This window comes from Micrococcus sp. Mcc28 (assembly GCF_024519775.1).
Classification (GTDB): Bacteria; Actinomycetota; Actinomycetes; order Actinomycetales; family Micrococcaceae; genus Micrococcus; species Micrococcus luteus.
The window spans coordinates 79,051-103,490 of record NZ_JALJRH010000009.1 but is presented as its reverse complement, the minus strand read 5'-3'; the positions used below and the strand labels follow the sequence as shown (position 1 = coordinate 103,490).

Genomic DNA, 24,440 nt, shown 5'->3' with positions numbered 1-24,440 from the left:
GACATGTCCCCAGGGTCTCAGCTGACTCGTGCATCTATTCTCAGACACGCCCTAGACTCGGCACCGGACCGCGACGCCCCGAACCGGAAGGACCGTCATGACCGACCCCCACGCCTCCCACGACCCGCGCCGTGAGGCCGCCCGGCCGAGCTGGTACGGGTCCGAGGCCGGTGCGGGCTCCTCCGGCACCGGCTCCTCGGCCGCCGGCTGGCCCGACGCCCCGGCCGGCGACGCCGACCGCGCCGCCTGGGACCGGGCCCCCTCGTACGCCGAGCAGGAGGAGCAGACCCGTCCCGCCTACGGGCAGCCGTACGGCTACGGCCAGGACGCGAGCACCGTCCCCGCCTACGGCTACGGGCAGGGCACGCCCGGCCACGGCTTCGGAGCCCCGCTGCAGCCCGGCCAGACCGACGGCGTCGGCCGCTCGGTGGCGTCCATGATCCTCGGCATCATCTCCGTGGTGGGCGGGTTCACGTTCCTCCTCCCGCCGATCGTGGGCGTGGTCCTCGGCCACATCGGCCTCAAGCGCGAGCCCCACGGCCGCGGCATGGCGATCGCCGGCCTCGTGATGAACTACGTGTCCCTCGCCCTGCTGCTGCTCGCCGTCGTGTTCCTCGTGATCCTGGTGATCGCCGGGATCTCCCTGGGCGACTACACCTCGACCTGACCGGCCGGCTCAGCCGGCCAGCAGCAGCTCGAGGTGCGCGGCCAGGGCGAGCAGGGGCGCGGACGTGCCGGGCCGGCCGATGAGCTGGACGGACCAGTTCAGGCCCCGCTCGTCCCGGAGCACGGGCACCGCGACCGCGGGCAGGCCGAGCACGTTGACCATCGAGGTGTAGGGCGTGAACGCGCACTGCGCCTCGTAGTTGGCCTCGGGCTCCATCGCCAGGAAGTGGCCGACCGGCGGGGGCGCGGTGGCCAGCACCGGGGTCATCACCACGTCGACGGCGGCGAACTGCGCCCGCACCCCGCGCGCCCACTCCTCGAGCCGGTGGGCGGCGTCGTCGAGCTCGGCACGCCCTGCGGCCCGGGCCGTGCGCAGGAAGTGCGCGGCCACCGCGCCCACGTGGGCCTCGGCGTCCTCCGGCAGCGGCGCCCGGAGCAGCCCTGCGGTCCACACCGTGCGGAAGTCCCGGTGGTAGTCCTCGCCGTAGTAGGGGGAGAGGTCCTCGACCGCGTGGCCGCCCGCGTCCAGGGCGGCGGCGGCCTTCGTCAGGGCGGTGACGGCGGGCCGGGCCAGGGAGATCTCGAGGTCGGAGGCGAAGGGCGAGGCCGTGGTGACGCCGATCCGGCGGGCGTCGACGGCGCCCCCGGCCCGGGCGGTCTCCACGGTGCGGCGCAGGTCCGGCAGCACCCGGCCGGGCAGGCCCTCGGGGGAGAGCAGCACGTCGTAGAGCAGGGCGGCGTCCTCGACCGTGTGGGCCAGCGGGCCCGACACCGTGAGGTTGCGGACCGTGTCCGCGTGCTCGTCCATCGGCAGCTCCCCGCGGCCGGGCTTGAGGCCCACGAGCCCGCACGCGGCGGCGGGGATCCGGATGGACCCGCCCCCGTCCGAGCCCGGGGCGAACGGCAGGATCCCCGCGGCGACGGCGGCCGCGGCCCCGCCCGAGGAGCCTCCCGCGGTGCGGGTGGGGTCCAGGGGGTTGCGGGCCGGCGCCGTGACGAGGTTCTCCGAGTAGGAGTCCAGGCCGAACTCGGGCACGGTCGTCTTGCCGAGGGTGACGGTGCCGGCCCCGCGCAGGCGGAGCGCGAGTGGATCGTCCTGCGCGGCCGGCGGCGCGTCGGCCAGCAGGGCGGAGCCGAACCGCGTGGGCATCCCGCGCACGTCGATCAGGTCCTTGTACGCCAGCGGAAGGCCGTGCAGGGAGGCGGGGGCGCCGTCGTCGTCCGGGGCGGGGGAGGTGTGCGGACCGGGCACGGCCCGGGGCGCGACGCGCGGGTGGGCCGCGTCCAGCTCGGCCGCACGGGTCCGGGCGCCCTCGGCGTCGAGGAGGGCGAACGCGCCGAGGTCCGCGTGGGCCTGGGCCGCGGCGAGGGCCGCCTCCGTGACCTCCCGGGCGCTCAGATCCCCGGCGGCGAGGTCCTCCCGCAGGCGCACGGCCGAGCGGTCCAGGAGCCGGGCCGGGCCGGGGGCGGAGGGGGTGCGGTCGTCGTCGGCGGCGGGTGCGGCGTCGGAGGTCTGCATGCGGCCGAGCCTAACGGGCGTGGGCCGGGTCATGGACGGCGGGGCCTTCCTGGGACGTCCGGGCGGGTGGCTACGCTGAAGCCATGAGCGCCTTCGAGACCGTCGATGTGAACGAGATCCCCGCCGATGCGGCCATCCTGGACGTCCGCGAGGATGACGAGTGGGCCCTGGGCCGCGCCGCCGGCGCCCAGCACATCCCGCTGGGCCAGCTGCCGGACCGGCTCGAGGAGCTGGACCCGGACACGGACTACTACCTGATCTGCCGCACCGGCGGCCGCTCCGCCCGCGCCGCCGAGTTCATGACCGGCCGCGGCTACTCGGCCATCAACGTGGCCGGCGGCTCCGGCGCGTGGCTCGAGGCCGGCAAGCCGATGGAGGCCGACGGCGACGCCGAGCCCACCGTCAAGTGACGGGGACGGACTCCGCTGACGCGACGCCGCCGCGCCTGCGCTACGCCTTCCTCGGCCCGGCCGGCACCTTCACCGAGGCCGCCCTGCGCAAGGTGGCGGACCCGGCCGAGGCCGAGTTCGTGTCTGCGGGCTCCGTGCTGAGCGCCGTGGCGGCGCTGCGCAGGGGGGAGGTGGACCGCGCCGTCGTGCCCATCGAGAACTCGGTGGAGGGCGGCGTCTCCGCCACCGTGGACGAGATCGCCCTCGGGGAGACGCTGCAGATCCTCGCGGAGGTGCACGTGCCCATCAGCTTCGTGCTCGTGGGCCGGCCCGGCGTCGCGATGGAGGACGTGCGGCGCGTGACCACGCACCCCCACGCCTGGGCGCAGGTGCGCGGCTGGGCCGAGACGGCGCTGCCGGGCGTGGAGTTCACGCCCGCCCCGTCGACGGCGGCCGGGGCCTCTCTGGTGGCCGAGGGCGACTTCGACGCCGCCGTGTGTGCCCCGCTCGTGGCCGAGCAGACCGGGCTGCCGGTGCTCGCCGAGCGGATCGAGGACGTGCCGGGCGCCGTGACGCGCTTCGTGCTGCTCTCCCGGCCCACGGCCCTGCCCGCGCCCACGGGGGCGGACAAGACCACGCTCGTGGTGCCGCTGCCGGAGGACCGGCCCGGCGCCCTCGGACAGATCCTGGCCGAGTTCACCACGCGCGGGGTGAACCTCTCCCGCATCGAGTCCCGGCCGACCGGCGAGGGCATCGGGCGGTACTTCTTCTCCCTCGACCTCGAGGGGCACCTGGCGGAGGCCCGCGTGGGGGATGCGCTCGCGGCCCTGTACCGGGAGTACCCCGACCTGCGGTTCCTGGGCTCCTACGCCCAGGCCGAGCCCGTGCCCACGAGGGTGCCGGCCGAGTTCACCGACGCCGCGTATCGCTCCGGCCGCGCCTGGGTGGAGTCCCTCCGCTCCCGCTGAGGCGGTGCAGCACTTTCGTTCGGGAAACGGCGGCCCCCGGGCCACTTTCGTTCGGGAAACGGCGGCCCCCGAGGGACTTTCGTTGACGAAACGGGAGGTTCCTAGGCCCCTTTCGTGGCCGAAACGGGACGATCACCACGACGACGGGCCGTCGTCGCGCTTCCCGTCCGCGCGTCGCCCCGGCGCCCGTTTCCCGAACGAAAGCGCTGGGGAAGCCGCCGTTTCCCGAACGAAAGTGCTGGGGAAGCCGCCGTTTCCCGAACGAAAACGGTGGGGAAGCCGCCGTTTCCCGAACGAAAGCGGGGACGGGGGGTCAGATGTGCGGGGCCGGTTGCGGGACGGGGGCGGCGGCGGAGACCCCGTCGTCGCGGACGGAGGCGTCGTCCTCGGCCACGAGCATCACGACGAGCGAGTCCGGCTGCACGCGGGCGTCGAGGGCGGTGATGACCCCGGTGGCGTCGCCGTCGAGCTGGGAGGGCATCGGCTCGGCGAACTCCACCTTCACGCGCTGCGCCTGCTCCGTGTGCATCACGGGGATGGAGCTGCGGGACCGGGTCACGGTCTTCACGGCGATCCGCGCCCAGTCGAGCGCGTGCCGGGGCGAGAGGACCATGACGTCGAGGAGGCCGTCGTCGAGCTTGGCCTGGGGCAGCAGCTCGACGCCGCCCGTGAGCATCCCGCAGTTGGCCACCATCACGGTGCGCACCTTGAACCGGCGGGGCTGACCGCCGTCGAGGGCCACGGTCACCTCGTGCCGCTTGCCGCGCAGGTGCCGTATGCCGGCCTCGCTGTAGGCCAGCCAGCCGGCCAGATCCTTCAGCTCATCCTTGGTGTCGCCCATGATGTCCGCGTCGTAGCCGGCGCCACCGATCACGGTGAAGGTCTGCCGGGTGACGCGCCCGTCCTCGTGCGTGCAGCGGACGTCCACGGTGTCGATGCGCCGCTGCCGGCCCCCCACGGCGATCCGCAGGCATTGCTCGACGTCGTTGATCGGCAGGTCCAGGTTGCGGGCCAGCAGGTTCCCGGTGCCCAGCGGCACCACGCCGAGGGCGACGTCGGTGCCGGCCAGCTGCTCGGCCACGGTGCGGACCGTGCCGTCGCCGCCCGCGGCGATCACGAGCCGGGCACCGGCGTCGAGGGCCTGCCGCGCCATGGCGGTGCCGGGGTCGTCCTCCTGCGTCTCGAGCACGAGCACCTCGCCGAGGCCCTCCGCCGCCGCGAGCCGCTCGAGCTCGCGCCGCACCCGGTCCGCGTGCGTCTTGATGGGGTTCAGCACCAGCGCGACCTCGTGGCGGCCCGTGCCGATGCCGGGCACCTCCTCCAGCCGGCGCTGCACGCCGCCCACCCGCGCGTCGAGGGCGTCCACCAGGAGACGCGTCCGTTGGTGCTGCACGCCGAGGCGGACCTGGCGCACCGCCAGCACCACCACGACGACGGCCAGCACGGCCAGGAGCACCAGGGCGGCCAGCGCCATCCACCACTCGGGAGTCATGCCCCGAGTCTAGGCGTCGGCCCCGCCCGCTAGGCTGGCGCACGTGATCGACGTCAAGGACCTCATCGAGCAGCCCGAGAAGTACCGCGCCTCCCAGGAGGCCCGCGGGGAGGACGCGTCCCTCGTGGACCGCGTGGTCGAGGCGGACGCGTCCCGCCGCTCGTCCATCGCGGGCTTCGAGCAGCTGCGCGCGGAGCAGAAGGCCTTCGGCAAGCGCGTCGCCCAGGCGAAGGGCGAGGAGAAGCAGGCCCTGTTGGCCGAGGTGAAGGACCTGGCCGCGCGCGTGAAGGAGGCCGAGTCGGCCGCCGGCGCCGCCGAGGCCCGCCTCGCGGAGCTGCAGCGTGGGTTCCCGAACCTGATCGTCGACGGCGTCCCGGCTGGCGGCGAGGACGACTTCGTGGTCCTCAAGGAGGTCGGCACGCCGCGCGACTTCGCCGCCGAGGGCTTCGAGCCGCGCGACCACCTCGAGCTCGGCGAGCTGCTCGGGGCGATCGACATGGAGCGCGGCGCGAAGGTGTCCGGCGCCCGGTTCAGCTTCCTCAAGGGCGTGGGTGCGCGTCTCGAGCTCGCCCTGATGCAGCTGGGCCTGGACCTGGCCCTGGAGAACGGCTTCGTGCCGGTCATCCCGCCCACCCTGGTGCGCCCGGAGACCATGCAGGGCACCGGCTTCGACGTCGAGCACGACGACGAGATCTACCGCCTGGAGCGCGACGACCTGTATCTCGTGGGCACCTCCGAGGTGGCCCTGGCCGGCTACCACGCGGACGAGATCATGGACGTGAGCGCCCCCGTCCGGTACGCGGGCTGGTCCACGTGCTACCGCCGCGAGGCGGGCTCGGCGGGCAAGGACACCCGCGGCATCATCCGCGTGCACCAGTTCAACAAGCTGGAGATGTTCATCTACGCCGCACAGGAGGACGCGGAGGCGGAGCACGAGCGTCTGCTGGCGTGGGAGGAGCGGATGCTCGCCGCGATCGAGGTGCCGTACCGGGTGATCGACATCGCCGCCGGCGACCTCGGCCTCTCCGCCGCCCGCAAGTTCGACTGCGAGGCCTGGGTCCCCACCCAGGGCACCTATCGCGAGCTGACGTCCACCTCGAACTGCACCACGTTCCAGGCCCGCCGCCTCAACATCCGCGAGCGGGTCCGCACGGCGGACGGCTCCAAGGGCGGGACCCGCATGGTGGCCACGCTCAACGGCACCCTGGCCACCACCCGCTGGATCGTGGCGATCCTGGAGAACCACCAGAACGCGGACGGCTCGGTCACCGTGCCCGCCGCGCTGCGCCCCTACCTCGGCGGGATGGAGCGCTTCGAGCTGGTCTGAGCGGACGACGTCGTCCCCGGCGGCGCCGGCCGTCCCGCCCGCCTGCCCCGCGGCGCCCCGGCGGTGCCCCGCCGTTCACCCGCGCGTCGCCGCCATGTCCGGGCCGTGTGGTTGGGTGGGGCCATGACGAAGAAGCTCGTATGCCTGGACGTGGACGGAACGATCGTGGACCATGACGGCCATCTGCATGAGCCTGTGCGGGAGGCCGTGCGGGCCGTGCTGGACGCCGGGCACCACGTGGTCATCGCGACGGGCCGCTCCCGCGGGGCCACCCTGCCCGTGGCCCGCTCCCTGGGGATCGGCGCCGGCTTCATGGTGTGCTCCAACGGCGGTGTCACGCTGCGCCTGGACCCCGAGCTGGAGGAGGGCTACGAGGTCACGGACCTGCGCACCTTCGACCCGCGCTCGGTCCTGACCCAGCTGCGCCACCGCCTACCCAGCGCCAAGTACGCGCTCGAGCTGCCGGACGGCACCTTCCGCTCCACCGAGCGGTTCCAGGACATGTCCTTCGGCGTGGCCGCGGAGGGCGTCACGTTCGAGGAGCTGATGGACACCACGGCCGTGCGCCTCGTGGTGTTCTCCACGGACTCCTCCGCCGAGGAGTTCGGCCGCGCGGTGGAGGGCATCGGCCTGTCCGGTGTGACCTACTCCGTGGGCTGGACGGCGTGGCTCGACGTCGCCGCGGCGGGCGTGACCAAGGCGTCCGGGCTCGAGGCGCTGCGCACCGTGCTGAAGGTGGCCCCCGAGGACACCGTGGCCGTGGGCGACGGCCGCAACGACATCGAGATGCTCCGCTGGGCCGGCCGCGGCGTGGCCATGGGCCAGGCCGTGGAGGAGGTCGTGGCCGCCGCGGACGAGGTCACCGGGCACGTGGACGAGCACGGGCTCGCCACGGTGCTGCGCTCGCTCCTCGAGGAGCCGGCCGCGGTCTGAGCGGCGCGACCGGCCCGGGCCGCCCAGTCAGCCCCCCGCCAAGGTGAGCAGCCGCGCGGCGGCGGGGCGGCAGGCGTGCTCCTCGTTCCAGTAGGAGCGCTGCACCGCCTGCGAGACGGCCTGCGCCGTGATCCCGAGCGCGGCGGCCGCCGGCTTCTGCTGGCCGCGCACCCCGGGCACCAGCAGGTCCAGCACCGCCCACTCGGCGTCGGTCCGGGACCACACGAGCTGCCCGACGAGTCGCAGCACGGCCTCGGCCTCGGCGGCCGCCTCCTCGTCCCGGCCGCGCACGGCCAACGGGATCCGCGCCGTGGACACGGCCGCCGCCTCCACGGCCCGCCGCGCCGCCGCGAGACCTGGCCCGCCGGCGTCGTGCAGGTCCCCGGAGGCGGGCGCGCCCGCCGCACCGTCCGCGTGCGTCACCGTCCCGACCCCGACCCCCACGTTCCAGCGGCGCTGCCGCAGGGCGCGCAGCGCCACGTCCACGGCGACGCGCGGGTCCTCGACGGCGCCGATCAGCTCGTCGCCCACGGCGCGCTGGAACGGGAGCGCGACGGCGTCGCCCAGCCCCGGCACGTCCTGGAGGGCGCGCAGGAACGTGTCCACGCGGTCGCCGGCGTCGAGGGTGTCCCGCTGGTTGATGGTGAGCACGAACATGGTCGTCGATTCTGCCAGCCCGCAGACGACGCCGGCCGCCCACCCCGAGGGGTGAGCGGCCGGCGTCGCGCGCGGGGGCGGTGCGGGGGTCAGCGGCCCTGGGGCTCGTCCGTCTCCTCGCCCTCCTCGGTGGCCGGCTGCGCCTCCTCGGTGTCCACCGCGCGGCCCTGGGGCTCGTCGGTCGGGGACTCCTCGCCCTCGGCGTTGAAGCGCTGGATGGAGGCCTCGAGCTCGGCCTCGGCCGCCGCGCGGCCCTCCCAGCCCTCGGCCTTGACCCACTTGCCCGGCTCCAGGTCCTTGTAGCGGGTGAAGAAGTGCTCGATCTCCTGCTTGAGGGACTCCTCCACGTGCTCGAGCTCGGTGATGTGGTCGTAGCGCTTGTCCGCCGGGACGCACAGCAGCTTGGCGTCGCCGCCGCCGTCGTCGGTCATGTTGAACACGCCGACCGGTCGGGCCTCGACGACGCAGCCCGGCACCAGGTCGAAGCCCGGCAGGTACACGAGGGCGTCCAGCGGGTCGCCGTCCTCGCCGAGGGTGTTCTCGAAGTAGCCGTAGTGCGTGGGGTACTGCATGGAGGTGAAGAGCACGCGGTCCAGGCGCAGGCGGCCGGTCTCGTGGTCGAACTCGTACTTCACGCGGGAGCCCGCGGGGATCTCGATGGTGACGTCGTGCGCCATGACTCTCCTTCGCACAGAGGGTGGGGTGTCCGGGCGGCGCGGCGCCGCCCGGCGGTGCTGCCGTCAGCCTACCGGGGGCGTCCGTCATGATGGACGCATGGGACAGGTGGACACGGGGCGCGCTGGGCGTCGGGATCGACGCACGGAACGCCTCCGGAGCCGCCCGCTCCCCGCCGTCCTCCTGGCCGCGCTCGCGGCCGTCCTGGTCGCCTGCGGGCCCGTGACCGCACCGACGGCCCCGTCGAGCGCGCCCGCCTCGTCGACGACCGCCGCGCCGACGTCGTCGTCCCCGTCCGCCGGCCCCACCGCGGCCCAGGTGGCGGCCGCCGTCGAGCCGGGACTGGAGACGCCCCCGGGCACGGTCTCCGCCGAGTTCCGCGACCTGGCCACCGGCGAGGTGCTGTACGCGCGGGACGCGGACGAGCCCGTAGCCCCCGCGTCCTCGCTCAAGGTGCTCGCCGCCGCGGCCATCGTCTCCGCCCTGGGTCCTGAGACGACCCTGCAGACCACCGTGGTGGCCCAGCCCACCGCGGACGGCGGGGCCACCGAGCTGGTGCTCGTGGGCGGCGGCGACGTGCTGCTGGGCACGGGCGCCTCGGACTCGACGCACGTCTCCGGACGCGCGGGCCTGCGCACCCTCGCGGAGCGGACCGTGGCCGGGCTGGTCGAGGACGGCGTCACCGGGCGGGTGGTGGTCAGCACGGACCTGCGGCTCTTCGCGGACCGCACGGCCCTGAACCCGCGCTGGACGTCGGACATCCCGGAGAGCGGCAACATCGCGCCGGTGCAGCCGTTGGCCACCTACGGCGGCCGTGAGGCCCCTGGCACCGGGGAGGACCGCATCGAGGACCCGGCGCAGTTCGCCGCGCTCACCTTCCAGGCCGCGCTCGACGACGCGGTGGCCGCCTCCGGCGCCGACCTCGAGGTGGGCCTGCGGGACACGCTCCCGGCCACCGAGGTGCCGCGCGCCACGGTCCTCGCCGCCGCCCCCGTCGCGGCGGTGGAGTCCGCGTCCGTGGGGGAGCAGGTCGCGTACCTGCTGGCCCACTCGGAGAACCAGGTGGTCGAGGCCCTGGCCCACACGGCCGCGCCCGCCACGGACCTGCCGGCCACCCACGAGGGCGCCACGCGGCTGCTGACGGCCACCGCCGAGGACCTCGGCGTGGACACCGCCGGGATGGCGCTCGTGGACTCCTCGGGCCTGTCCCCGGACAACCGCGTCAGTGCGGGCCAGCTGGCCGGCGTCGTGGCCGGGGTGGCCCGCACGCCCGCCCTGGCCACCGTGCTGGAGGGCCTGCCGCGGCCCGGCGAGGACTCCACCCTGGGCGACCGGTTCTCGGATGCCCCCGCGCGGCAGGCCGTGGCCGCGAAGACCGGCACGCTCGACCAGACGGTCTCCCTCACCGGCACCGTCACCACGACGTCCGGGCGGGTCCTCGCGTTCAGCATCATCTGCTCGGATCTGCAGTGGAAGTTGGAGCCCGCGCGCGCGGCGGTCGATGAGGCCGTCAGCGCCGTCGCCGGGCTCTGATCCGAGGTCCGGGCCCTGTGATCTGATGGAGCCCATGAGCGACCACCACGCGACCGACCGCCCTCGCGCCGCGGACGCCGAGCCGGGCGCCCCCGCCGAGCCGGCCCCCGCCGTCGCCCACCCGGTGGACTGGGCCTTCGCGGCACGGACCGCACGGTCCCTCGCCGCCGCCGGCCCCCGGTTCACGCCGCGGGAGGCGACGCGCGAGGCGGAGGGCCTGCGCGCCGCCGCGGAGGCCGCCGTGCCGCACGTCCACCGCCTGACCGGGCTCGAGGCGGCCCGGGACCTGCGCGACTCGCAGGTGCTCGTGGTGGACCGCCCCACCTGGTCGCGCGCCGCCACGCAGTCCTTCGCCACGCTGCTGGACCCCACGTTCGCGCACCTGCGGGACACCCGGCCCCGCGAGCACGCCGCCGCCACCACCCGCGTCACCCGGCACGCCACCGCCCTGGAGATGGGAGGGATCCTCGCGTGGATGTCCGGGAAGATCCTCGGCCAGTACGACCCGTTCATCGCGCTGCCCGGCCCCGGGGGGACGGCGGCCGGTCCCGCCGGCGGACGCCTGCTGCTCGTGGCCCCGAACGTCGCGCAGGTGCGCGCGGAGATCAACGTCGACCCGGCGGACTTCCGCCTCTGGGTGTGCCTGCACGAGCAGACCCACCGCGTGCAGTTCGCTGCCGCGCCCTGGCTGCGCGAGCACCTGCGGGCCGAGATCACCGCGCTCACCGTCGGCCTGTTCGACAGGGCCGAGTCCCTGCCCGAGCGCCTGCGCACCGCGCTCGCGGCGGCGAACCCGCTGGGTCGGGAGGCCGACGCCGGCCGGACCGGGACACGGGACGGACACGACGCGCAGGACGCGGCCCCGGCCCGACCCGCGCCGGGCCTGCTCGGGGCGATCCAGGACGAGGAGGACCGGGAGCGCCTGTCCCGGCTGACGGCCGTGATGTCCCTGCTCGAGGGGCACGCGAACGTGGTGATGGACGGCGTCGACTCCTCCGTCGTGTCCTCCGTCAAGACCATCCGCCGTCGCTTCGACGAGCGCGGCGACCGCCGGTCGCCCCTGGACCGCATGCTCCGCCGCCTGCTGGGCATGGACGCCAAGATGGCCCAGTATCGCGACGGTCAGAGGTTCGTGGCCGCCGCCGTGGCCGAGCTCGGCATGGCCGGGTTCAACGTGGTCTGGGACGCCCCCGAGCTGCTGCCGAGCGAGGCCGAGCTCCACGCCCCCGAGACGTGGGTGGCGCGCATCCGTGCCCAGGCCTGAGGTGCGGGACCCGGGGCCGACGCCGGCGGGCGGGGCCGGCGGCCTGCCCGCGGTCGGCGCGTGGCCGCCGCGCACCCGCTGGCCCGAGCCCCTGCACCGGGCCATCGCGGCGGTGCGGGAGGCCCTGGCGGGCCACGGGGCCTGCCGCGCGGATGCCGTGCCGGCCCGGGCGGGGAATCACCCCCGCGGGCTCGTCGCCCTCTCCGGCGGTGCCGACTCCCTCGCGCTCGCCGTGGCCTGCGCCGTCCTCGGGGGCACCCGAGAGGGCCGGCGACTCGGCCCGATCGGCGCGGCCGTGGTGGACCACGGGCTGCAGTCGGGCAGCGACGCGGTGGCGGCGGCCGCCGCCGACGTCGCCCGCATCCTCGGCCTGACCCCGGTCACCGTCACGCGGGTCGAGGTGGCCCGCACCGGCGACGGCCCGGAGGCCGACGCCCGGCGTGCCCGCCGGGTGGCCCTCGCCGCCGCCGCCCGAGACGCGGGGCAGGGCGCCGCCGCCCCGGGGGCGGGCGCCGCCGTCGTCCTCACCGCCCACACCGCCGACGACCAGGCCGAACAGGTCCTCCTCGGGCTCGCACGCGGCTCCGGCACGCGGTCCCTCGCGGGGATCCCGGCGCGTGGGACGCTCCCGGGCGGGGCCGCCGTCGTCCGCCCCCTGCTGGGCCTGACCCGCGCGGACACCGAGACGATCTGCCGCTGGGCCGGGCTGACCTGGTTCGAGGACCCGCACAACCGCGATCCCGCGCTGCTGCGCTCGCGGGTCCGCACCCGCGTGCTGCCGGCGCTCGAGGACCCCGACGCCGGCCTCGGCCCCGGCGTGCGGGCCGGGCTGGTGCGCACCGCGGCCATCGCGGCCGAGGACGCCGCGGCCCTCGACGCCTGGGCCGGCGACGAGGTCACCCGGCTGCGTGTCGACCCGCCCGCCCGGGGCCCGCGCGTCGTCTCCCTGGACCTGGAGTCCCTGGCCGCGCTGCCCGCCGCCGTGCGCCACCGGGTGATCGCGCGCGCCGCTCGCGCCGCGGGAGGGCAGACCCCGCCCCGCGAACGGATCCTCGCGGTGGACGCCCTCGTGACGGGCGCCCGCGCGGGGGGCACGTCGGCCGGTCCGGTGGAGCTGCCCGGCGGGGTGGCCGCGCATCGGGCGTGTGCCAGACTGGACCTCATCCCCTGCCTTCCCGGTCCCTGACTGCGGCCCGGCCCGGCATTCCCGCACGAGCACTCACCAGGAGCGGCGCATGGACGCACAGGATGTCCAGAACGACCTCAGCCACGTCCTCATGTCCCGCGAGGACGTGCAGGACACGATCACGGACCTGGCCCGCCAGATCGACCGCGACTACGCGGACAAGGACCTGCTCATCGTCGCCGTGCTCAAGGGCGCCGTGATGGTGGTCGCCGACCTCACCCGCGCCCTGCACTCCCACGTGGAGCTGGACTTCATGGCGGTCTCCTCCTACGGCTCCGGCACCAAGTCCTCCGGCGTGGTGCGCATCCTCAAGGACCTCGACGCGGACCTCACGGGCCGGCACGTCCTGATCGTCGAGGACATCATCGACTCCGGTCTGACCCTGTCCTGGCTCAAGGCCAACCTGGAGTCCCGCGGCCCGGCCTCGGTCGAGATCTGCACCCTGCTGCGCAAGCCGGAGGCCATGAGGGTGGACATCGACGTGAAGTACGTCGGGCGGGACATCCCCAACGAGTTCGTGGTGGGCTACGGCCTGGACTACGCGGAGAAGTACCGCAACCTGGACTTCGTGGGCACCCTCGCCCCGCACGTGTACAGCTGACCGGGGGCCCGGCGTGGCCCGGCGTGGCCGACCTGTCACGTGAGCGGTCGCTCTGAGGTGCCATTCACGCCCCATTCCGACTCCTTGCGTGACAGGTCGCCGGCGTCCCCGAGGTGACGGCGCACCTCCACGATCACGCGCGTGAATCCGCGGCGAGCGTCGGAGGAGGACACGGTGATGTTCCGGTAGCCCCGTCGCTCGAAGGCCGCGTTGCGCTGCACGTCGCGGTCGATCTGGCGATCCGCGCCGTGGTGGCCGCCGTCGTAGTGCAGGGCCACTCTCGCCTGCCGATAGCCCAGGTCCGCCGTCGCGGGGTGGTGCAGGGAGAACTCCGGGTCCCAGACCTCGAGCTGCAGTGCGGGCTCGGGGAGCCCGGCGGCCCTCAGCGCGAGCCGCAGCCGCGTCTCCTTCGGCGAGTGCGCCCCCACCCGGACCAGTGTGGCGGTGGTGCGGAGCCGTCGTCGTCGGTTGTGCGCGGACGGGCTGGTCTCGGCCGCCTGGGTCAGGGCCGCCCGGGTCCGCTCGGCAGCGTCGGGACCGCCGGACAGTTCCGCCCGGCGGACGAGATGGTCGCCGAGGATGACGAGCTCGTCGTCGTCGAGCAGGGCCGCGAGGTCGACCCAGAGACGGGGCGGGGCGGTGACGTACCAGGCCAGACCGCCGATCCGCACGCGCTCCACGTCCGCGGGCGGGAGCGCCGTCCGGTGGGAGGTGACGCCGGGGAGGGCGAGGCGGCCACGGTCCTGCGGGCGGCTCACGTGGACCTCGTCCCCCGCGTCCAGTCGCTCCGGCAGCCAGATCTCACGGGCGCGGGCCGCGGTCTGGTGCGACACCACCGTGGTGGCGCGGTGCCGGGCGAGTCGCAGCAGGAGCTCGTGTTGGGTGGCCGAGAGCGGGGTGCTCCACCGGTAGGGGGAGGAGCCGGCCGCGGGGCGCTCGACGGCGGCCGGGGTGGCCTCACGCCGGCGGTAGAGGCCCCGGGCGAGGCGTTCGACGTCGGAGCGACGCAGCCGGTTGCGGTCGATGCCGGCGGCCCTCGCCTGCGCGGCGGTGAAGGGGCCGTCAGGCAAGGCCGCGGGAAGCGGGGCAGGGCGACGCATGGTGCCAGCCTGGCGCGGTGGGGCGGGCGGCGTCCTGGGCCGCCGTCGGCCTGGGAAGGAGTCCGGGTGCGCGGGGGTCTGTGCAGGCGGGGACGCAGGGGCGCGACCGCAGCGCCGGCGACCTGTCATGCGAGCGGTCGCTCTGAGGTGCCATCCACGCGCCATTCCGACCCCCCGCATTCCCGGTGGGCGTCAGGACGGCGCTGGCCGACGTCGACCCCGGCTGACCGGCCGCGCTCTGTCCACCTGACGCGAACAGTCAGCGGCCACCCGGGCCGGGCCGGTACCGTGGGGGCTTGACCCGGGCGCGACGTCGGCCCTTCGCCGGCCCCGGCCGCACGGCGGCCGCCCCGGGCAGCCCGGCCCCCGCGGCAGACCAGGAGACACTCGGACCGTGAAGAAGCTGTTCAACAAGCCCTACGTCTGGATCCTGCTGGGCCTGCTGGTCCTCGCCGTCGCGATCCCGCTGACCACGTCGCAGAGCGGCCGCACCATGGTGGACACCAACGTGGGCATGGCCCTGCTGAAGGACGACAAGGCCGCGCAGGCCCGCGTGGTGGACGGGGACCAGCGCGTGGACCTCACCCTGCGTGAGCCCTACAAGCAGGACGACCGGGACCTCGGCAAGGAGGTCTACTTCTACTTCGCCAGCGCGCGCGCCACGGACGTGGTCACCGCGGTGGACGACTCGGCCCTGGACGGCTACACGGACGAGCCGGTGCGGAGCAACTGGTTCCTCTCGCTGCTCGGCTTCATGGTCCCGTTCCTGCTCATCGCACTGCTGTTCTGGTTCCTGATGTCCCGCATGCAGGGCGGCGGCGGCAAGGTCATGCAGTTCGGCAAGTCCCGCGCCAAGCTGATCAACAAGGACAACCCGGACGTGCTGTTCAAGGACATCGCGGGCGCGGACGAGGCCGTGGAGGAGCTCCAGGAGATCAAGGAGTTCCTCACCGTGCCGGACCGCTTCCGCGCGGTGGGCGCCAAGATCCCCAAGGGCGTGCTGCTCTACGGCCCGCCCGGCACGGGCAAGACCCTCCTGGCCAAGGCCGTGGCCGGTGAGGCCGGCGTGCCGTTCTACTCGATCTCCGGCTCGGACTTCGTGGAGATGTTCGTGGGCGTCGGCGCCTCGCGCGTGCGCGACCTCTTCGAGCAGGCCAAGTCCAACGCCCCCGCCATCATCTTCGTGGACGAGATCGACGCCGTCGGCCGGCACCGCGGCGCAGGCATCGGCGGCGGCAACGACGAGCGCGAGCAGACCCTGAACCAGATGCTCGTGGAGATGGACGGCTTCGACGCCTCCACGAACGTCATCATGATCGCCGCGACCAACCGCCCGGACGTCCTGGACCCGGCGCTGCTGCGCCCGGGCCGCTTCGACCGCCAGATCCCCGTGGACGCCCCGGACCTCGAGGGCCGCGCCAAGATCCTCGAGGTGCACGCGCAGGGCAAGCCGATCGCCCTGGACGTGGACCTGCGCTCCCTGGCCAAGCGCACCCCCGGCTACACGGGTGCGGACCTGGCCAACGTGATCAACGAGGCCGCGCTGCTCACGGCGCGCTCGAACAACAACGTGATCGACAACCACGCCCTGGACGAGGCCGTGGACCGCGTGATGGCCGGCCCGCAGAAGCGCACCCGCCTGATGAACGAGCACGAGCGCAAGGTCACCGCCTACCACGAGGGCGGCCACGCGCTCGTGGCGGCCGGCCTGCGCAACTCCGCCCCGGTCACCAAGATCACGATCCTGCCCCGCGGCCGCGCCCTGGGCTACACGATGGTGGTCCCGGAGGACGACAAGTACTCCGTCACCCGCAACGAGCTCCTGGACCAGCTCGCGTACGCGATGGGCGGGCGCGTGGCGGAGGAGATCGTGTTCAAGGACCCGTCCACGGGCGCCGCGAACGACATCCAGAAGGCCACGGACACGGCCCGCAAGATGGTCACCGAGTACGGCATGTCCGCCAAGGTGGGCGCCGTCAAGCTCGGCGGCGGCAGCTCCGAGCCCTTCATGGGCGGTGCCCCCGGCGGCTCCGCCCGCGAGTACTCCGAGGAGCTCGCGTACCTGGTGGACGCCGAGGTCCGCACCCTGCTGGACCAGGCCCACGCCGAGGCCCACTGGGTTCTCACGGAGAACCGGGACGTCCTGGACCGGCTGGCCTACGAGCTGCTGGAGAAGGAGACGCTGACCCAGGAGGCCATCGCCGCCATCTTCGCGGACGTGCGCAAGCGGCCCGAGCGCGGCGTGTGGCTGGCCTCGGACGACCGGCTCCCGCAGGACATCCCGCCCGTCCTCTCCCCCTCCGAGCGCCGCTCGCGCCACGACGGCGGGGAGCAGACCCCCGTCGGCGTCGAGGGCACCACGGTGCCGGTGCGTCCGGAGGGTGCGCCGCCGTCGTCGCTGGGCGGGGACGCGGCCGGCCCCGGCCTGCCGCCGCACGGCGGCCCGAGCAACACGCCGGGCCCCGGCGAGGGACCGACCTTTTGACCGCGCAGGAGGCCCGCATGACAGCCCACACCCCCGACGACGCCGTCCCCGGCACGTTCGACCCGGACTCCACCGCGGTGGACCGGCCGCGCATCGAGGCGGCGGTGCGGGAGATCCTGCTGGCGATCGGTGAGGACCCGGACCGCGAGGGCCTGGCGGACACCCCGGCGCGGGTGGCCAAGGCGTACGCAGAGTTCTTCGCGGGCCTGCACCAGAGCCCGGACCAGGTGCTCGGCACCACGTTCGACATCGCGCACGAGGAGCTCGTGCTGGTGAAGGACATCCCGTTCTACTCGACCTGCGAGCACCACCTGGTGCCGTTCCACGGCACCGCACACATCGGCTACATACCCTCCGCCGAGGGCCGCGTGACGGGGCTGTCCAAGCTGGCCCGTCTCGTGGAGCTGTACGCGCGGCGTCCGCAGGTGCAGGAGCGGCTGGCCACGCAGGTGGTGGAGGCGCTCATGGAGCACCTGGCCCCGCGCGGGGCGATCGTGGTGGTGGAGGCCGAGCACATGTGCATGTCCATGCGCGGCGTGCGCAAGCCGGGCGCGAAGACCGTCACCTCGGCGGTGCGCGGCCAGCTGCGGGATCCGTCCACGCGCTCGGAGGCGATGAGCCTCATCATGCACGGCTGAGGACCACCGACGGCGGAGGAGGACACGTGGACGAGAGCATCGACGCGGCGGCGCGGGAGGCGAACCGCGCCCTGCTGGGGCGGCTGCCCGCGGACCGGACCCTGGTCATGGGCATCCTCAACGTCACCCCTGACTCGTTCTCGGACGGCGGGGAGCACGCCACCGTCCGCGCGGCCGTCGAGCACGCCCGGCGCATGGTCGCGGACGGCGCGGACATCGTGGACGTGGGCGGGGAGTCCACCCGCCCCGGGGCCCGCGCCGTGCCGCCGGCCGAGGAGCAGGAGCGCATCCTGCCCGTGATCGAGGCGCTGCTGGCCGAGGACGTCGTCCTCTCCGTGGACACGCGCCACACCGCCACCGCCCGGGCTGCCCTGGCGCTGGGGCCGGTGATCGTCAACGACGTCTCCGGCCTCGCCCACGAGCCGGATATGCCGGCGCTGATCGCCGCGTCGGGCGCGCCGTACATCCTCATGCACAACCGCGGGAACCCGCAGACCATGGACGGGCTGGCCGTCTACGAGGACACCGTCCCGGACGTCGTGTGCGAGCTGCGGGACGTGGCCGGCCGCTTCCTCGCCGCGGGCGTCGAGCCCGCGCAGCTGATCGTCGACCCGGGCCTGGGCTTCGCGAAGGCCGGCGAGCAGAACTGGGAGCTGCTGCGCGGCCTCGAGTGGCTCCGCGCCATGGGCCACCCGGTGCTCGTCGCCGCCTCGCGCAAGCGGTTCCTGGGCACGCTGCTGGCGGACGACGACGGCACCCCGGCCCCGCCCGCCGCGCGCGACGCCGCCACCGCGGCCATCTCCGCCCTCGCCGCCGCCCAGGGCGCGTGGGGCGTGCGCGTGCACGACGTGCGCGCCAGCGCCGACGCCGTCCGCACCGCCGCCGCCTGGGTCGGGGCGCATGCCCCGGGTGAGCCCGTCTCCGAGGACGTGCTGCCGTGAGCGCCCGGGACCGCATCCGCCTGGCCGGGCTGTCCGCCGTCGGGCACCACGGGGTCTTCGACCACGAGCGCCGGGACGGGCAGCCGTTCGTCACGGACGTCGTCCTCCACCTCGACGCCGGCCCCGCCGCGGCCGGCGACGACCTCGCCCGCACCGCCAACTACGCCGAGGTCGCGGACACGGTGGTCCGCCTGGTCACCGGGGAGCCGGTGGACCTGATCGAGACCCTCGCCGACCGGATCGCCCGCGCCGTCCTCGCCGAGCAGCCCGTGGTGACCGCCGTCGAGGTCACCGTGCACAAGCCGCAGGCGCCCATCCCGCACGACTTCGCGGACGCCGCCGTCACCGTGCACCGCACCCGGGAGGATCTCGCGTGAGCACCGTCGACTGGACGCACCCGGCCGAGGGCCCCGCGCCCGTCCCCGAGCTGGGCGCCCGCCCGGACGCGCCCGTCGCGGCCGTGCTGGCCCTCGGCGCCAACCTGCGCGAGCCCGCGCAGACGCTCGACGCCGCCGTCGCCGCCCTGTCCGCGCTGCCGCACATCACGGACGTCCGGGCTTCGCCCCGGGCCGTCACCGCGCCCGTGGGCGGGCCGCCGGGCCAGCCCGACTACCTCAACCAGGTGGTCACCCTGCGCACGGACCTCGCGCCGTGGGAGCTGCTCGCGGTGGCGCACCGGCTCGAGCAGGACCACCATCGGCGGCGTGAGGTCCGCTGGGGCGCGCGCACCCTGGACGTGGACGTGATCGCCTACGGGGACGTGCGCAGCGACCACCCGGACCTCACCCTGCCGCACCCCCGCGCGGCCGAGCGGGCCTTCGTGCTGCTGCCGTGGCTGTGGCTCGACGCGGACGCCACGCTCGCCGGCACGCCCGTCGCCGACCTCGCCGCCGTCGCCGCGGACGCCCCCGGGGTGCGCCGTCAGGAGCCAGAGCGGCACCGGCTGCTGGCCGGCACCGACGACGTCGCCCCGCTCCGCCCCGCACGCCCGGACGCCCTCGGGAGGGAGGCCACGTGATCGCGCTGCGCTCCGGGTGGACCCTGCTCGTGGTGCTGGCGGCCGCCGTGCTCGGCTGGCTGGCCGGGCTCGCCGCGCCGTCCCTGGGCTGGCCGGCGCCCGTGGTGGGCCGCGGCGGCCTGATCACCGTGGCCGCGGTCTCCGTGCTGTGCCTCGCGCTGGGCTGGCGGGTGCGCCGCGACCGGGAGAAGCCCGCCGCCGCGCGGATGGACCCGCTCGCCGCGGCCCGCACCCTCGTGCTCGGCCAGGCCTCCGGCTTCGCGGGAGCGGCCCTCGGCGGGTGGCACGCCGGGGTGGCGGTGCAGGTGCTGCTGCGGGCCGGCGTGGAGGCACCGACCGTGCGGGAGGCCGCCCTGCAGGCCGTCGGCGGTCTCGTCCTGCTGGTGGTGGGGCTGATCGTCGAACGGTGGTGCCGGATCCCGCCTGAGGAGGATGCGCCCGAGGGCGGTCGTGGGCAGGATGGGTCCCCGGGCCGACCGGCCCGTCCCGAGACGGAAGGAGGGTATGCCCGTGCCCGGCATTGACCTGAGCGGCGTGGCCTTCACGCCGGCCTCGCCGCGGCTGGCGACGGTGAAGCTCATCGCCACGACCATCGGCCACCTGATCTGGCTCGCCGCGTTCTCCGTGCCGCTGATCCTCAAGCTCACCGGCCCGTGGGCGGGGATGGCCGCGTGGGTCGCGTGGGGGCTGCCGGCCGTCGTCGTCGTGTCCTGGATCGTGGACCTGATCCTGATCCCGCGGCGCGTGCGCGCGATGGGCTGGGCCGAGCGCGAGGACGACGTCCTGTGGCGCGAGGGCATCCTGTTCCGCAGCGTGCACGCGGTGCCGTACGGCCGCCTGCAGTACGTGGACGTCTCGGACGGTCCGCTGCTGCGCCGGGTCGGGCTGCAGACCCTCACCCTGAAGACCGCCGCCGCGGGCGGGGACGTCACCCTGGAGGGCGTGCCCCGCGAGAGGGCCGAGGAGCTGCGCGAAGTCCTCATGGCGCGCGGCCAGGCGCGGCTGGCGGGCCTGTGAGCGCGGCCGCCCCGCCCCCCGCCGACGACGCCGGCTGGGTCCGCGTCCACCCCGCCTCGCCCTGGGTGCGGGGCTGGACCTTCCTGCTGCTGATCCTGTTCTTCGCGGGCCGCAACGCGGTGGAGGACTTCGCGGCGGGCCGGCTCAGCGGGGAGGACGCCCCGGGCGGCGGCGACGGCAGCCTGCTCGTGGCCGGCGGCATCCTGCTGGGGGTCACCCTGCTGATCAGCCTCGTGTTCTTCTTCTCCTGGTGGTTCACCCGGTTCCGCTGCGGGGAGGACCGGATCGAGCTGCGCCAGGGCTGGCTCTTCCGCAGCCGCCGGCAGATGCGCTACGACCGCATCCAGGCGGTGGACCTGCAGCACCCCCTCGTGGCCCGGCTGCTCGGGCTGGCCACAGTGAAGGTCGAGGCGGCCGACGGCGGCGAGTCCGCGCTCGAGCTGTCCTTCCTGCGCCGCGCCGAGGCCGAAGCGGTGCGCCGGGAGATCCTGGACCGCGCGTCGGGGATGCTCGGGGGAGCCGGGGCGGACGCGTCCGCGCCGGAGCGGGCGGCCGAGCCCGGCCTCCCCGACGCCGACGCCGCGGACGCCGGCGAACTCATGCTGCAGGTGCCCGCGGGGCGGCTCCTCGGCTCCGTCCTGCTCTCCGGAGGCGTGCTGGGGGTGCTGGCCGGGTCCCTGATCTGGCTGGCCGGCCTCGCCATCGTGGTCGCGCTGCTGCCCGAGGCGGTGCTGGACGAGGGGGAGACCCTGACCGGGATCGGCGCGGCCGCGTCCCTGCCCGCCCTGTTCTCCGTGGCCGGCGTCGCGTGGTCCCGGTTGAACGCCGGCTGGGGTTTCCAGGTGCGCCGCTCCACCGACGGGCTGCGACTGCGGCACGGGCTCACCGAGACCACCCACCAGACCGTCCCGCCGGGGCGGGTGCAGGGGGTGACCGTCTCCCAGCCCCTGTTCTGGCGGCCCTTCGGCTGGTATCGGGTGAACATGGCGGTGGCCGGGTACCTGCAGGAGTCCGACGGCGCCCGGGACGTCGCGCTGCCCGTCGGCCCGTGGGAGGACGTGCTCCGCGTCCTCACGGTCGTGGCCCCGGACCCGGGCCTGGACGGCGATCCGCGCGCCGCGCAGGGGCTGACCCCCGCCGGGCTCATGCACCTCGGCGTGCACGGCACCGGCACGGAGGGCGGCTTCCAGCACGTGCCGCGGCGCGGCAGGTGGTGGTTCAACTGGTTCGCCTGGCGGCGGACCGGCTTCACGACGACGCGGTCCCTGCTGGTGGTGCGCAGCGGCTGGTTGAACCGCCGGCTGCAGACCCTCCAGCACGAGCGCATGCAGGCGGCCGAGCTGGCGCAGGGCCCGGTGCAGCGACGCCTGGGCCTGGCCACGGTGCGCGTGTGGGTCGCGGGGGCGAACGCCGTGGTCCGCGACCTCGACGAGGACGTGGCCGTGGACCTGTACGCCCGGGAGGCCCGGCACGCGGCCGTCTCGCGTCGCCTCGCCGACCGCGACCAGTGGATGCGCCCCGAGGAGCTGGCCCGCTTCGAGCAGCGCACGCGCGAGGTCGCGGCCACCGAGGTGGGCCGCCGCGAACTGGCCCGGGCCGGCGTCGTCGGCGGCGCCGTCGTCGGGGAGGAGAGCGGGGCGCACGTCCCCGCCGTGCGCGGCGAGGAGGAGCGATGACCGGCGGACTCGACCTGAGCCTGGACCCGCATGACCCGGCGCAGCGGCCCGGGCGGCTGGGCGTCGGCGTGGTGAGCGCGGGTCGAGTGGGGGCCGTGCTGGGCTCGGCGCTGCGGGCTGCGGGCCACACGATCACGGGCGTGCACGCCGTCTCCGAGGCCTCGCGGGACCGCGCGGAGATGCTCCTGCCGGGCGTGCCCGTCCTGGAGATCCCCGAGATCCTGCGCCGCTCCGAGATGGTCGTCTTCGCCGTCCCGGACGACGCGCTGGGCGAGCTCGTGGCCGGCCTGGCCGCCGCGGGCCACGTGCAGACCGGCCACCTGCTCGTGCACACCTCCGGCCGCTACGGGGTGGGGGTGATGGAGCCGGTGCGCGCGCACGGGGCGATCCCCCTGGCGATCCACCCGGCCATGACGTTCACGGGGCTGAGCCTCGACGTCGCCCGGCTGCAGGACTGCGTGTTCGGCGTGACCGCGGACCCCGTGGTGCTGCCCGTGGCCCAGGCGCTCGTGGTGGAGATGGGCGGCGAGCCCGTGGTCGTGAAGGAGGCCGACCGGGCGGCCTACCACCTGGCGCTGTCCCACGGGTCGAACCACCTGGTGACGCTGACGGCGCAGGCCCGTCAGATCCTCGAGACGATCGGGGTGGCCGACCCGGAGCGGGTGCTGCGCTCGCTCATGACCGCCGCGCTGGAGAACGCGCTCACCGACGGCGACGGCGCCCTCACCGGCCCCGTGGCCCGCGGCGACGTCGACACGCTGCGGACCCACCGTGAGACCCTCGGCGAGCTCGAGGCCGGGGGACTGTCGGCGGACGTGCGGGCCGTGTGGGAGACCCTCGCCCGCGCGACGACCGACCGCGCCGAGACCCGCGGCGCCCTGCGCGCGGACACGGCGGCGCGGCTGCGCGAGGTCCTCGACGACTCCGACGACCCCCACGACGACTGATCGACCCCCGCCGCCCCCGCTTTCGTTCGGGAAACGGCGGGTCCCGGGCCGTTTTCGTTCGGGAAACGGCGGGCCCCGAGCCGTTTTCGTTCGGGAAACGGCGGGTCCGGCGGCGTTCGCGTCGCTGGGACGAGACCCCGGGACCGCGCCCCGGCCGTCAGAGGCGCCCGTCGCGGATCGCGGCGACGACGCCGTCTGCCGCGTCCTCGATCTGCCGGTACATCTCCTCGAACTGCGGCCGCGGATACCCGTACGGATCGGGGACCTCGCGCACCCCGGCGCGGTCCGCATCCGACGCGAACTCGCCCATCAGGTGGATCCGGTCCCGCTGCTCGTCCGTGGTCGCGAGCCGCCGCGCGTCGGCGAGGTTGGCCTCGTCCATCACCAGGATCAGGTCGGCGTCGTCCACGAGGTCGGCGGACAGCTGCACCCCCACCGTCGGGAACTCGTAGCCCAGTTCCCCGCCGACCTCGCGGGTGAGGTGATGCGGCCGGGCGCCCACGTGCTCGTCGGACGTGCCGGCGGAGGTGACCTCGACGTCGTCGAGACCGGCCTCCGCGAGCTTGCGGTTCAGCACGGCCTCGGCGGCGGGCGAGCGGCAGATGTTCCCCAGGCAGACGGTCATGATGCGCATGGGGCCAGTGTCTCAAGTCCGGGCGGGGGCGGCGGACGACGACGGCCCGCACGCTCGGCTCGTCGCCGGCGGGGCGGCATCGGGTGCGTCCACGAGTGGTCCCGCTGGAGGGTCGGAGGCCTCCGGCGGTGTGTCCCCCCGGTTCCTCGCCGTTTCCCGAACGAAAGCGCTGCGACACGCCGCCGTTTCCCGAACGAAAGCGCGGCTGGCACCGTCTGTTCCGGCGACGACGGCGCCCGACGCGCCTGGCAGGATGGAGGCCATGACCGACCAGCCCGAGATGAGCCCCCTGACCGAGCCCGAGCGGGAGTGGGTGCGCGTCCGTCGCGACTTCGCCGCGCAGGAGGGCGTGGACCACCTGGACCTGGACGCGGTCGCCGCCTACTACGACGCCGTGCTGGCCCGCTCGCAGGCCGAGGCCGAGGAGCTGGACCCCGAGGAGCTGGCGGTGCTGCTGGACGTCGTCGCGGTGCTGCTCGGCGAGCACCTGGGCGCGCGCCACGGCATGCAGTGGGTGACGGTCGCGGATGAGGAGGGGCCCGCCCTCGCGCTGCGGGACACCCTCTCGGACGCCGTCGTCTTCCCGCAGCCGGTGGTCGGCCAGAGCTGGAACGACCAGGCCACGGGGGAGTGGATGGGCGGGTACGTCGACTGGCTCGGCGAGCAGCTCCAGCAGATGCGGGCCGACGCCGGCACGCTGCCCGGCGCCTGAGGCGCGGCGGGCACCGGGGCGGCCCGCCGTCGATGCCACCACCCCGCCGCCCTCCGTGTTGC

25 protein-coding genes are annotated in these 24,440 nt (G+C 75.1%); 19 read left to right on the top strand and 6 right to left on the bottom strand.

Translation table 11 applies throughout. From position 1 onward, the window contains the following. Positions 1-97: 97 nt before the first annotated feature. Positions 98-667: a DUF4190 domain-containing protein gene (locus tag NR073_RS06675; RefSeq protein WP_044659862.1), complete on the top strand. Its 570-nt coding sequence runs from the start codon at positions 98-100 to the stop codon at positions 665-667. 9 nt (positions 668-676) lie between these two features. Here NR073_RS06675 and NR073_RS06670 read toward each other — a convergent pair whose 3' ends face one another. Further along, a complete protein-coding gene (locus NR073_RS06670; protein WP_044659863.1) occupies positions 677-2,185 on the bottom strand; it encodes an amidase in 1,509 nt (502 codons plus the stop codon). Between the two features lie 83 nt (positions 2,186-2,268). Here NR073_RS06670 and NR073_RS06665 point away from each other — a divergent pair, with 83 nt between their 5' ends. Continuing rightward, positions 2,269-2,595 carry a rhodanese-like domain-containing protein gene (locus NR073_RS06665; RefSeq protein WP_010079684.1) on the top strand — a complete coding sequence of 109 codons (327 nt, stop codon included), beginning with the start codon at positions 2,269-2,271 and terminating at the stop codon, positions 2,593-2,595. Next, positions 2,592-3,542, top strand: coding sequence for a prephenate dehydratase (pheA, locus tag NR073_RS06660; protein ID WP_044659864.1), 951 nt, complete (start codon positions 2,592-2,594; stop codon positions 3,540-3,542). Before NR073_RS06665 ends, pheA begins: the two co-directional genes overlap by 4 nt. A gap of 313 nt (positions 3,543-3,855) precedes the next feature. Here pheA and NR073_RS06655 read toward each other — a convergent pair whose 3' ends face one another. Continuing rightward, positions 3,856-5,034, bottom strand: a complete 1,179-nt coding sequence (locus NR073_RS06655) for a diacylglycerol kinase family protein (protein ID WP_230277959.1) — start codon at positions 5,032-5,034, stop codon at positions 3,856-3,858. Positions 5,035-5,077: 43 nt separating this feature from the next. Between NR073_RS06655 and serS the strand changes: the two genes are divergently transcribed. After that, positions 5,078-6,361: a serine--tRNA ligase gene (serS, locus tag NR073_RS06650; protein WP_036316230.1), complete on the top strand. Its 1,284-nt coding sequence runs from the start codon at positions 5,078-5,080 to the stop codon at positions 6,359-6,361. A 123-nt stretch (positions 6,362-6,484) separates the two neighbouring features. Then, positions 6,485-7,294 (top strand): HAD family hydrolase, encoded by an 810-nt coding sequence (locus tag NR073_RS06645; RefSeq protein WP_113914111.1) that lies wholly within the window; start codon positions 6,485-6,487, stop codon positions 7,292-7,294. Between the two features lie 27 nt (positions 7,295-7,321). On the opposite strand, the gene NR073_RS06640 is transcribed toward NR073_RS06645, so the two are convergent. Together NR073_RS06640 and NR073_RS06635 are read right to left on the bottom strand one after the other, a co-directional pair. Further along, positions 7,322-7,951, bottom strand: a complete 630-nt coding sequence (locus tag NR073_RS06640; protein WP_002858258.1) for a hypothetical protein — start codon at positions 7,949-7,951, stop codon at positions 7,322-7,324. Positions 7,952-8,040: 89 nt separating this feature from the next. Then, positions 8,041-8,628 carry an inorganic diphosphatase gene (locus NR073_RS06635; RefSeq protein WP_113914112.1) on the bottom strand — a complete coding sequence of 196 codons (588 nt, stop codon included), beginning with the start codon at positions 8,626-8,628 and terminating at the stop codon, positions 8,041-8,043. Between the two features lie 220 nt (positions 8,629-8,848). Here NR073_RS06635 and dacB point away from each other — a divergent pair, with 220 nt between their 5' ends. Genes dacB through hpt form a run of 4 tightly spaced genes read left to right on the top strand, consistent with a single transcriptional unit; the run spans position 8,849 to position 13,210 of the window. Further along, positions 8,849-10,159, top strand: coding sequence for a D-alanyl-D-alanine carboxypeptidase/D-alanyl-D-alanine-endopeptidase (dacB, locus tag NR073_RS06630; protein WP_230277958.1), 1,311 nt, complete (start codon positions 8,849-8,851; stop codon positions 10,157-10,159). Between the two features lie 34 nt (positions 10,160-10,193). Next, positions 10,194-11,423 carry a zinc-dependent metalloprotease gene (locus NR073_RS06625; protein WP_036380812.1) on the top strand — a complete coding sequence of 410 codons (1,230 nt, stop codon included), beginning with the start codon at positions 10,194-10,196 and terminating at the stop codon, positions 11,421-11,423. Continuing rightward, positions 11,410-12,609, top strand: coding sequence for a tRNA lysidine(34) synthetase TilS (tilS, locus tag NR073_RS06620; protein ID WP_144861824.1), 1,200 nt, complete (start codon positions 11,410-11,412; stop codon positions 12,607-12,609). Before NR073_RS06625 ends, tilS begins: the two co-directional genes overlap by 14 nt. A gap of 49 nt (positions 12,610-12,658) precedes the next feature. Continuing rightward, complete coding sequence (gene hpt, locus NR073_RS06615; RefSeq protein ID WP_230277957.1) at positions 12,659-13,210, top strand: hypoxanthine phosphoribosyltransferase; 552 nt, start codon at positions 12,659-12,661, stop codon at positions 13,208-13,210. 35 nt (positions 13,211-13,245) lie between these two features. Here hpt and NR073_RS06610 read toward each other — a convergent pair whose 3' ends face one another. Continuing rightward, on the bottom strand, positions 13,246-14,310 hold the full coding sequence (locus tag NR073_RS06610; RefSeq protein ID WP_230277956.1) for a type IV toxin-antitoxin system AbiEi family antitoxin domain-containing protein: 1,065 nt from the start codon (positions 14,308-14,310) through the stop codon (positions 13,246-13,248). A gap of 394 nt (positions 14,311-14,704) precedes the next feature. Between NR073_RS06610 and ftsH the strand changes: the two genes are divergently transcribed. Genes ftsH through NR073_RS06565 form a run of 9 tightly spaced genes read left to right on the top strand, consistent with a single transcriptional unit; the run spans position 14,705 to position 23,032 of the window. Further along, positions 14,705-16,795, top strand: a complete 2,091-nt coding sequence (ftsH, locus tag NR073_RS06605; protein WP_230277955.1) for an ATP-dependent zinc metalloprotease FtsH — start codon at positions 14,705-14,707, stop codon at positions 16,793-16,795. Positions 16,796-16,812: 17 nt separating this feature from the next. Beyond that, the gene (gene folE / locus NR073_RS06600; RefSeq protein WP_230277954.1) at positions 16,813-17,433 is read left to right on the top strand and encodes a GTP cyclohydrolase I FolE; all 621 of its coding nucleotides are present in this window, start codon (positions 16,813-16,815) and stop codon (positions 17,431-17,433) included. Between the two features lie 26 nt (positions 17,434-17,459). After that, positions 17,460-18,374: a dihydropteroate synthase gene (gene folP / locus NR073_RS06595; protein WP_230277953.1), complete on the top strand. Its 915-nt coding sequence runs from the start codon at positions 17,460-17,462 to the stop codon at positions 18,372-18,374. After that, entirely contained in the window at positions 18,371-18,751 is a 381-nt protein-coding gene (gene folB / locus NR073_RS06590) for a dihydroneopterin aldolase (protein ID WP_044659875.1), read from the top strand. The genes folP and folB overlap by 4 nt, the downstream gene beginning before the upstream one ends. Beyond that, on the top strand, positions 18,748-19,392 hold the full coding sequence (folK, locus tag NR073_RS06585; RefSeq protein ID WP_206496779.1) for a 2-amino-4-hydroxy-6-hydroxymethyldihydropteridine diphosphokinase: 645 nt from the start codon (positions 18,748-18,750) through the stop codon (positions 19,390-19,392). The genes folB and folK overlap by 4 nt, the downstream gene beginning before the upstream one ends. After that, on the top strand, positions 19,389-19,916 hold the full coding sequence (locus tag NR073_RS06580; RefSeq protein WP_206496778.1) for a DUF3180 domain-containing protein: 528 nt from the start codon (positions 19,389-19,391) through the stop codon (positions 19,914-19,916). The genes folK and NR073_RS06580 overlap by 4 nt, the downstream gene beginning before the upstream one ends. Next, complete coding sequence (locus NR073_RS06575; RefSeq protein ID WP_020625296.1) at positions 19,897-20,409, top strand: PH domain-containing protein; 513 nt, start codon at positions 19,897-19,899, stop codon at positions 20,407-20,409. Before NR073_RS06580 ends, NR073_RS06575 begins: the two co-directional genes overlap by 20 nt. After that, on the top strand, positions 20,406-22,085 hold the full coding sequence (locus NR073_RS06570) for a PH domain-containing protein (RefSeq protein WP_230277952.1): 1,680 nt from the start codon (positions 20,406-20,408) through the stop codon (positions 22,083-22,085). The genes NR073_RS06575 and NR073_RS06570 overlap by 4 nt, the downstream gene beginning before the upstream one ends. Next, on the top strand, positions 22,082-23,032 hold the full coding sequence (locus NR073_RS06565) for a Rossmann-like and DUF2520 domain-containing protein (RefSeq protein ID WP_020625298.1): 951 nt from the start codon (positions 22,082-22,084) through the stop codon (positions 23,030-23,032). The genes NR073_RS06570 and NR073_RS06565 overlap by 4 nt, the downstream gene beginning before the upstream one ends. A gap of 157 nt (positions 23,033-23,189) precedes the next feature. Here NR073_RS06565 and NR073_RS06560 read toward each other — a convergent pair whose 3' ends face one another. Further along, on the bottom strand, positions 23,190-23,666 hold the full coding sequence (locus tag NR073_RS06560) for a low molecular weight protein-tyrosine-phosphatase (protein ID WP_020625299.1): 477 nt from the start codon (positions 23,664-23,666) through the stop codon (positions 23,190-23,192). Positions 23,667-23,928: 262 nt separating this feature from the next. Here NR073_RS06560 and NR073_RS06555 point away from each other — a divergent pair, with 262 nt between their 5' ends. Continuing rightward, positions 23,929-24,378 carry a DUF3806 domain-containing protein gene (locus NR073_RS06555; RefSeq protein WP_101965654.1) on the top strand — a complete coding sequence of 150 codons (450 nt, stop codon included), beginning with the start codon at positions 23,929-23,931 and terminating at the stop codon, positions 24,376-24,378. Positions 24,379-24,440: the final 62 nt, after the last annotated feature.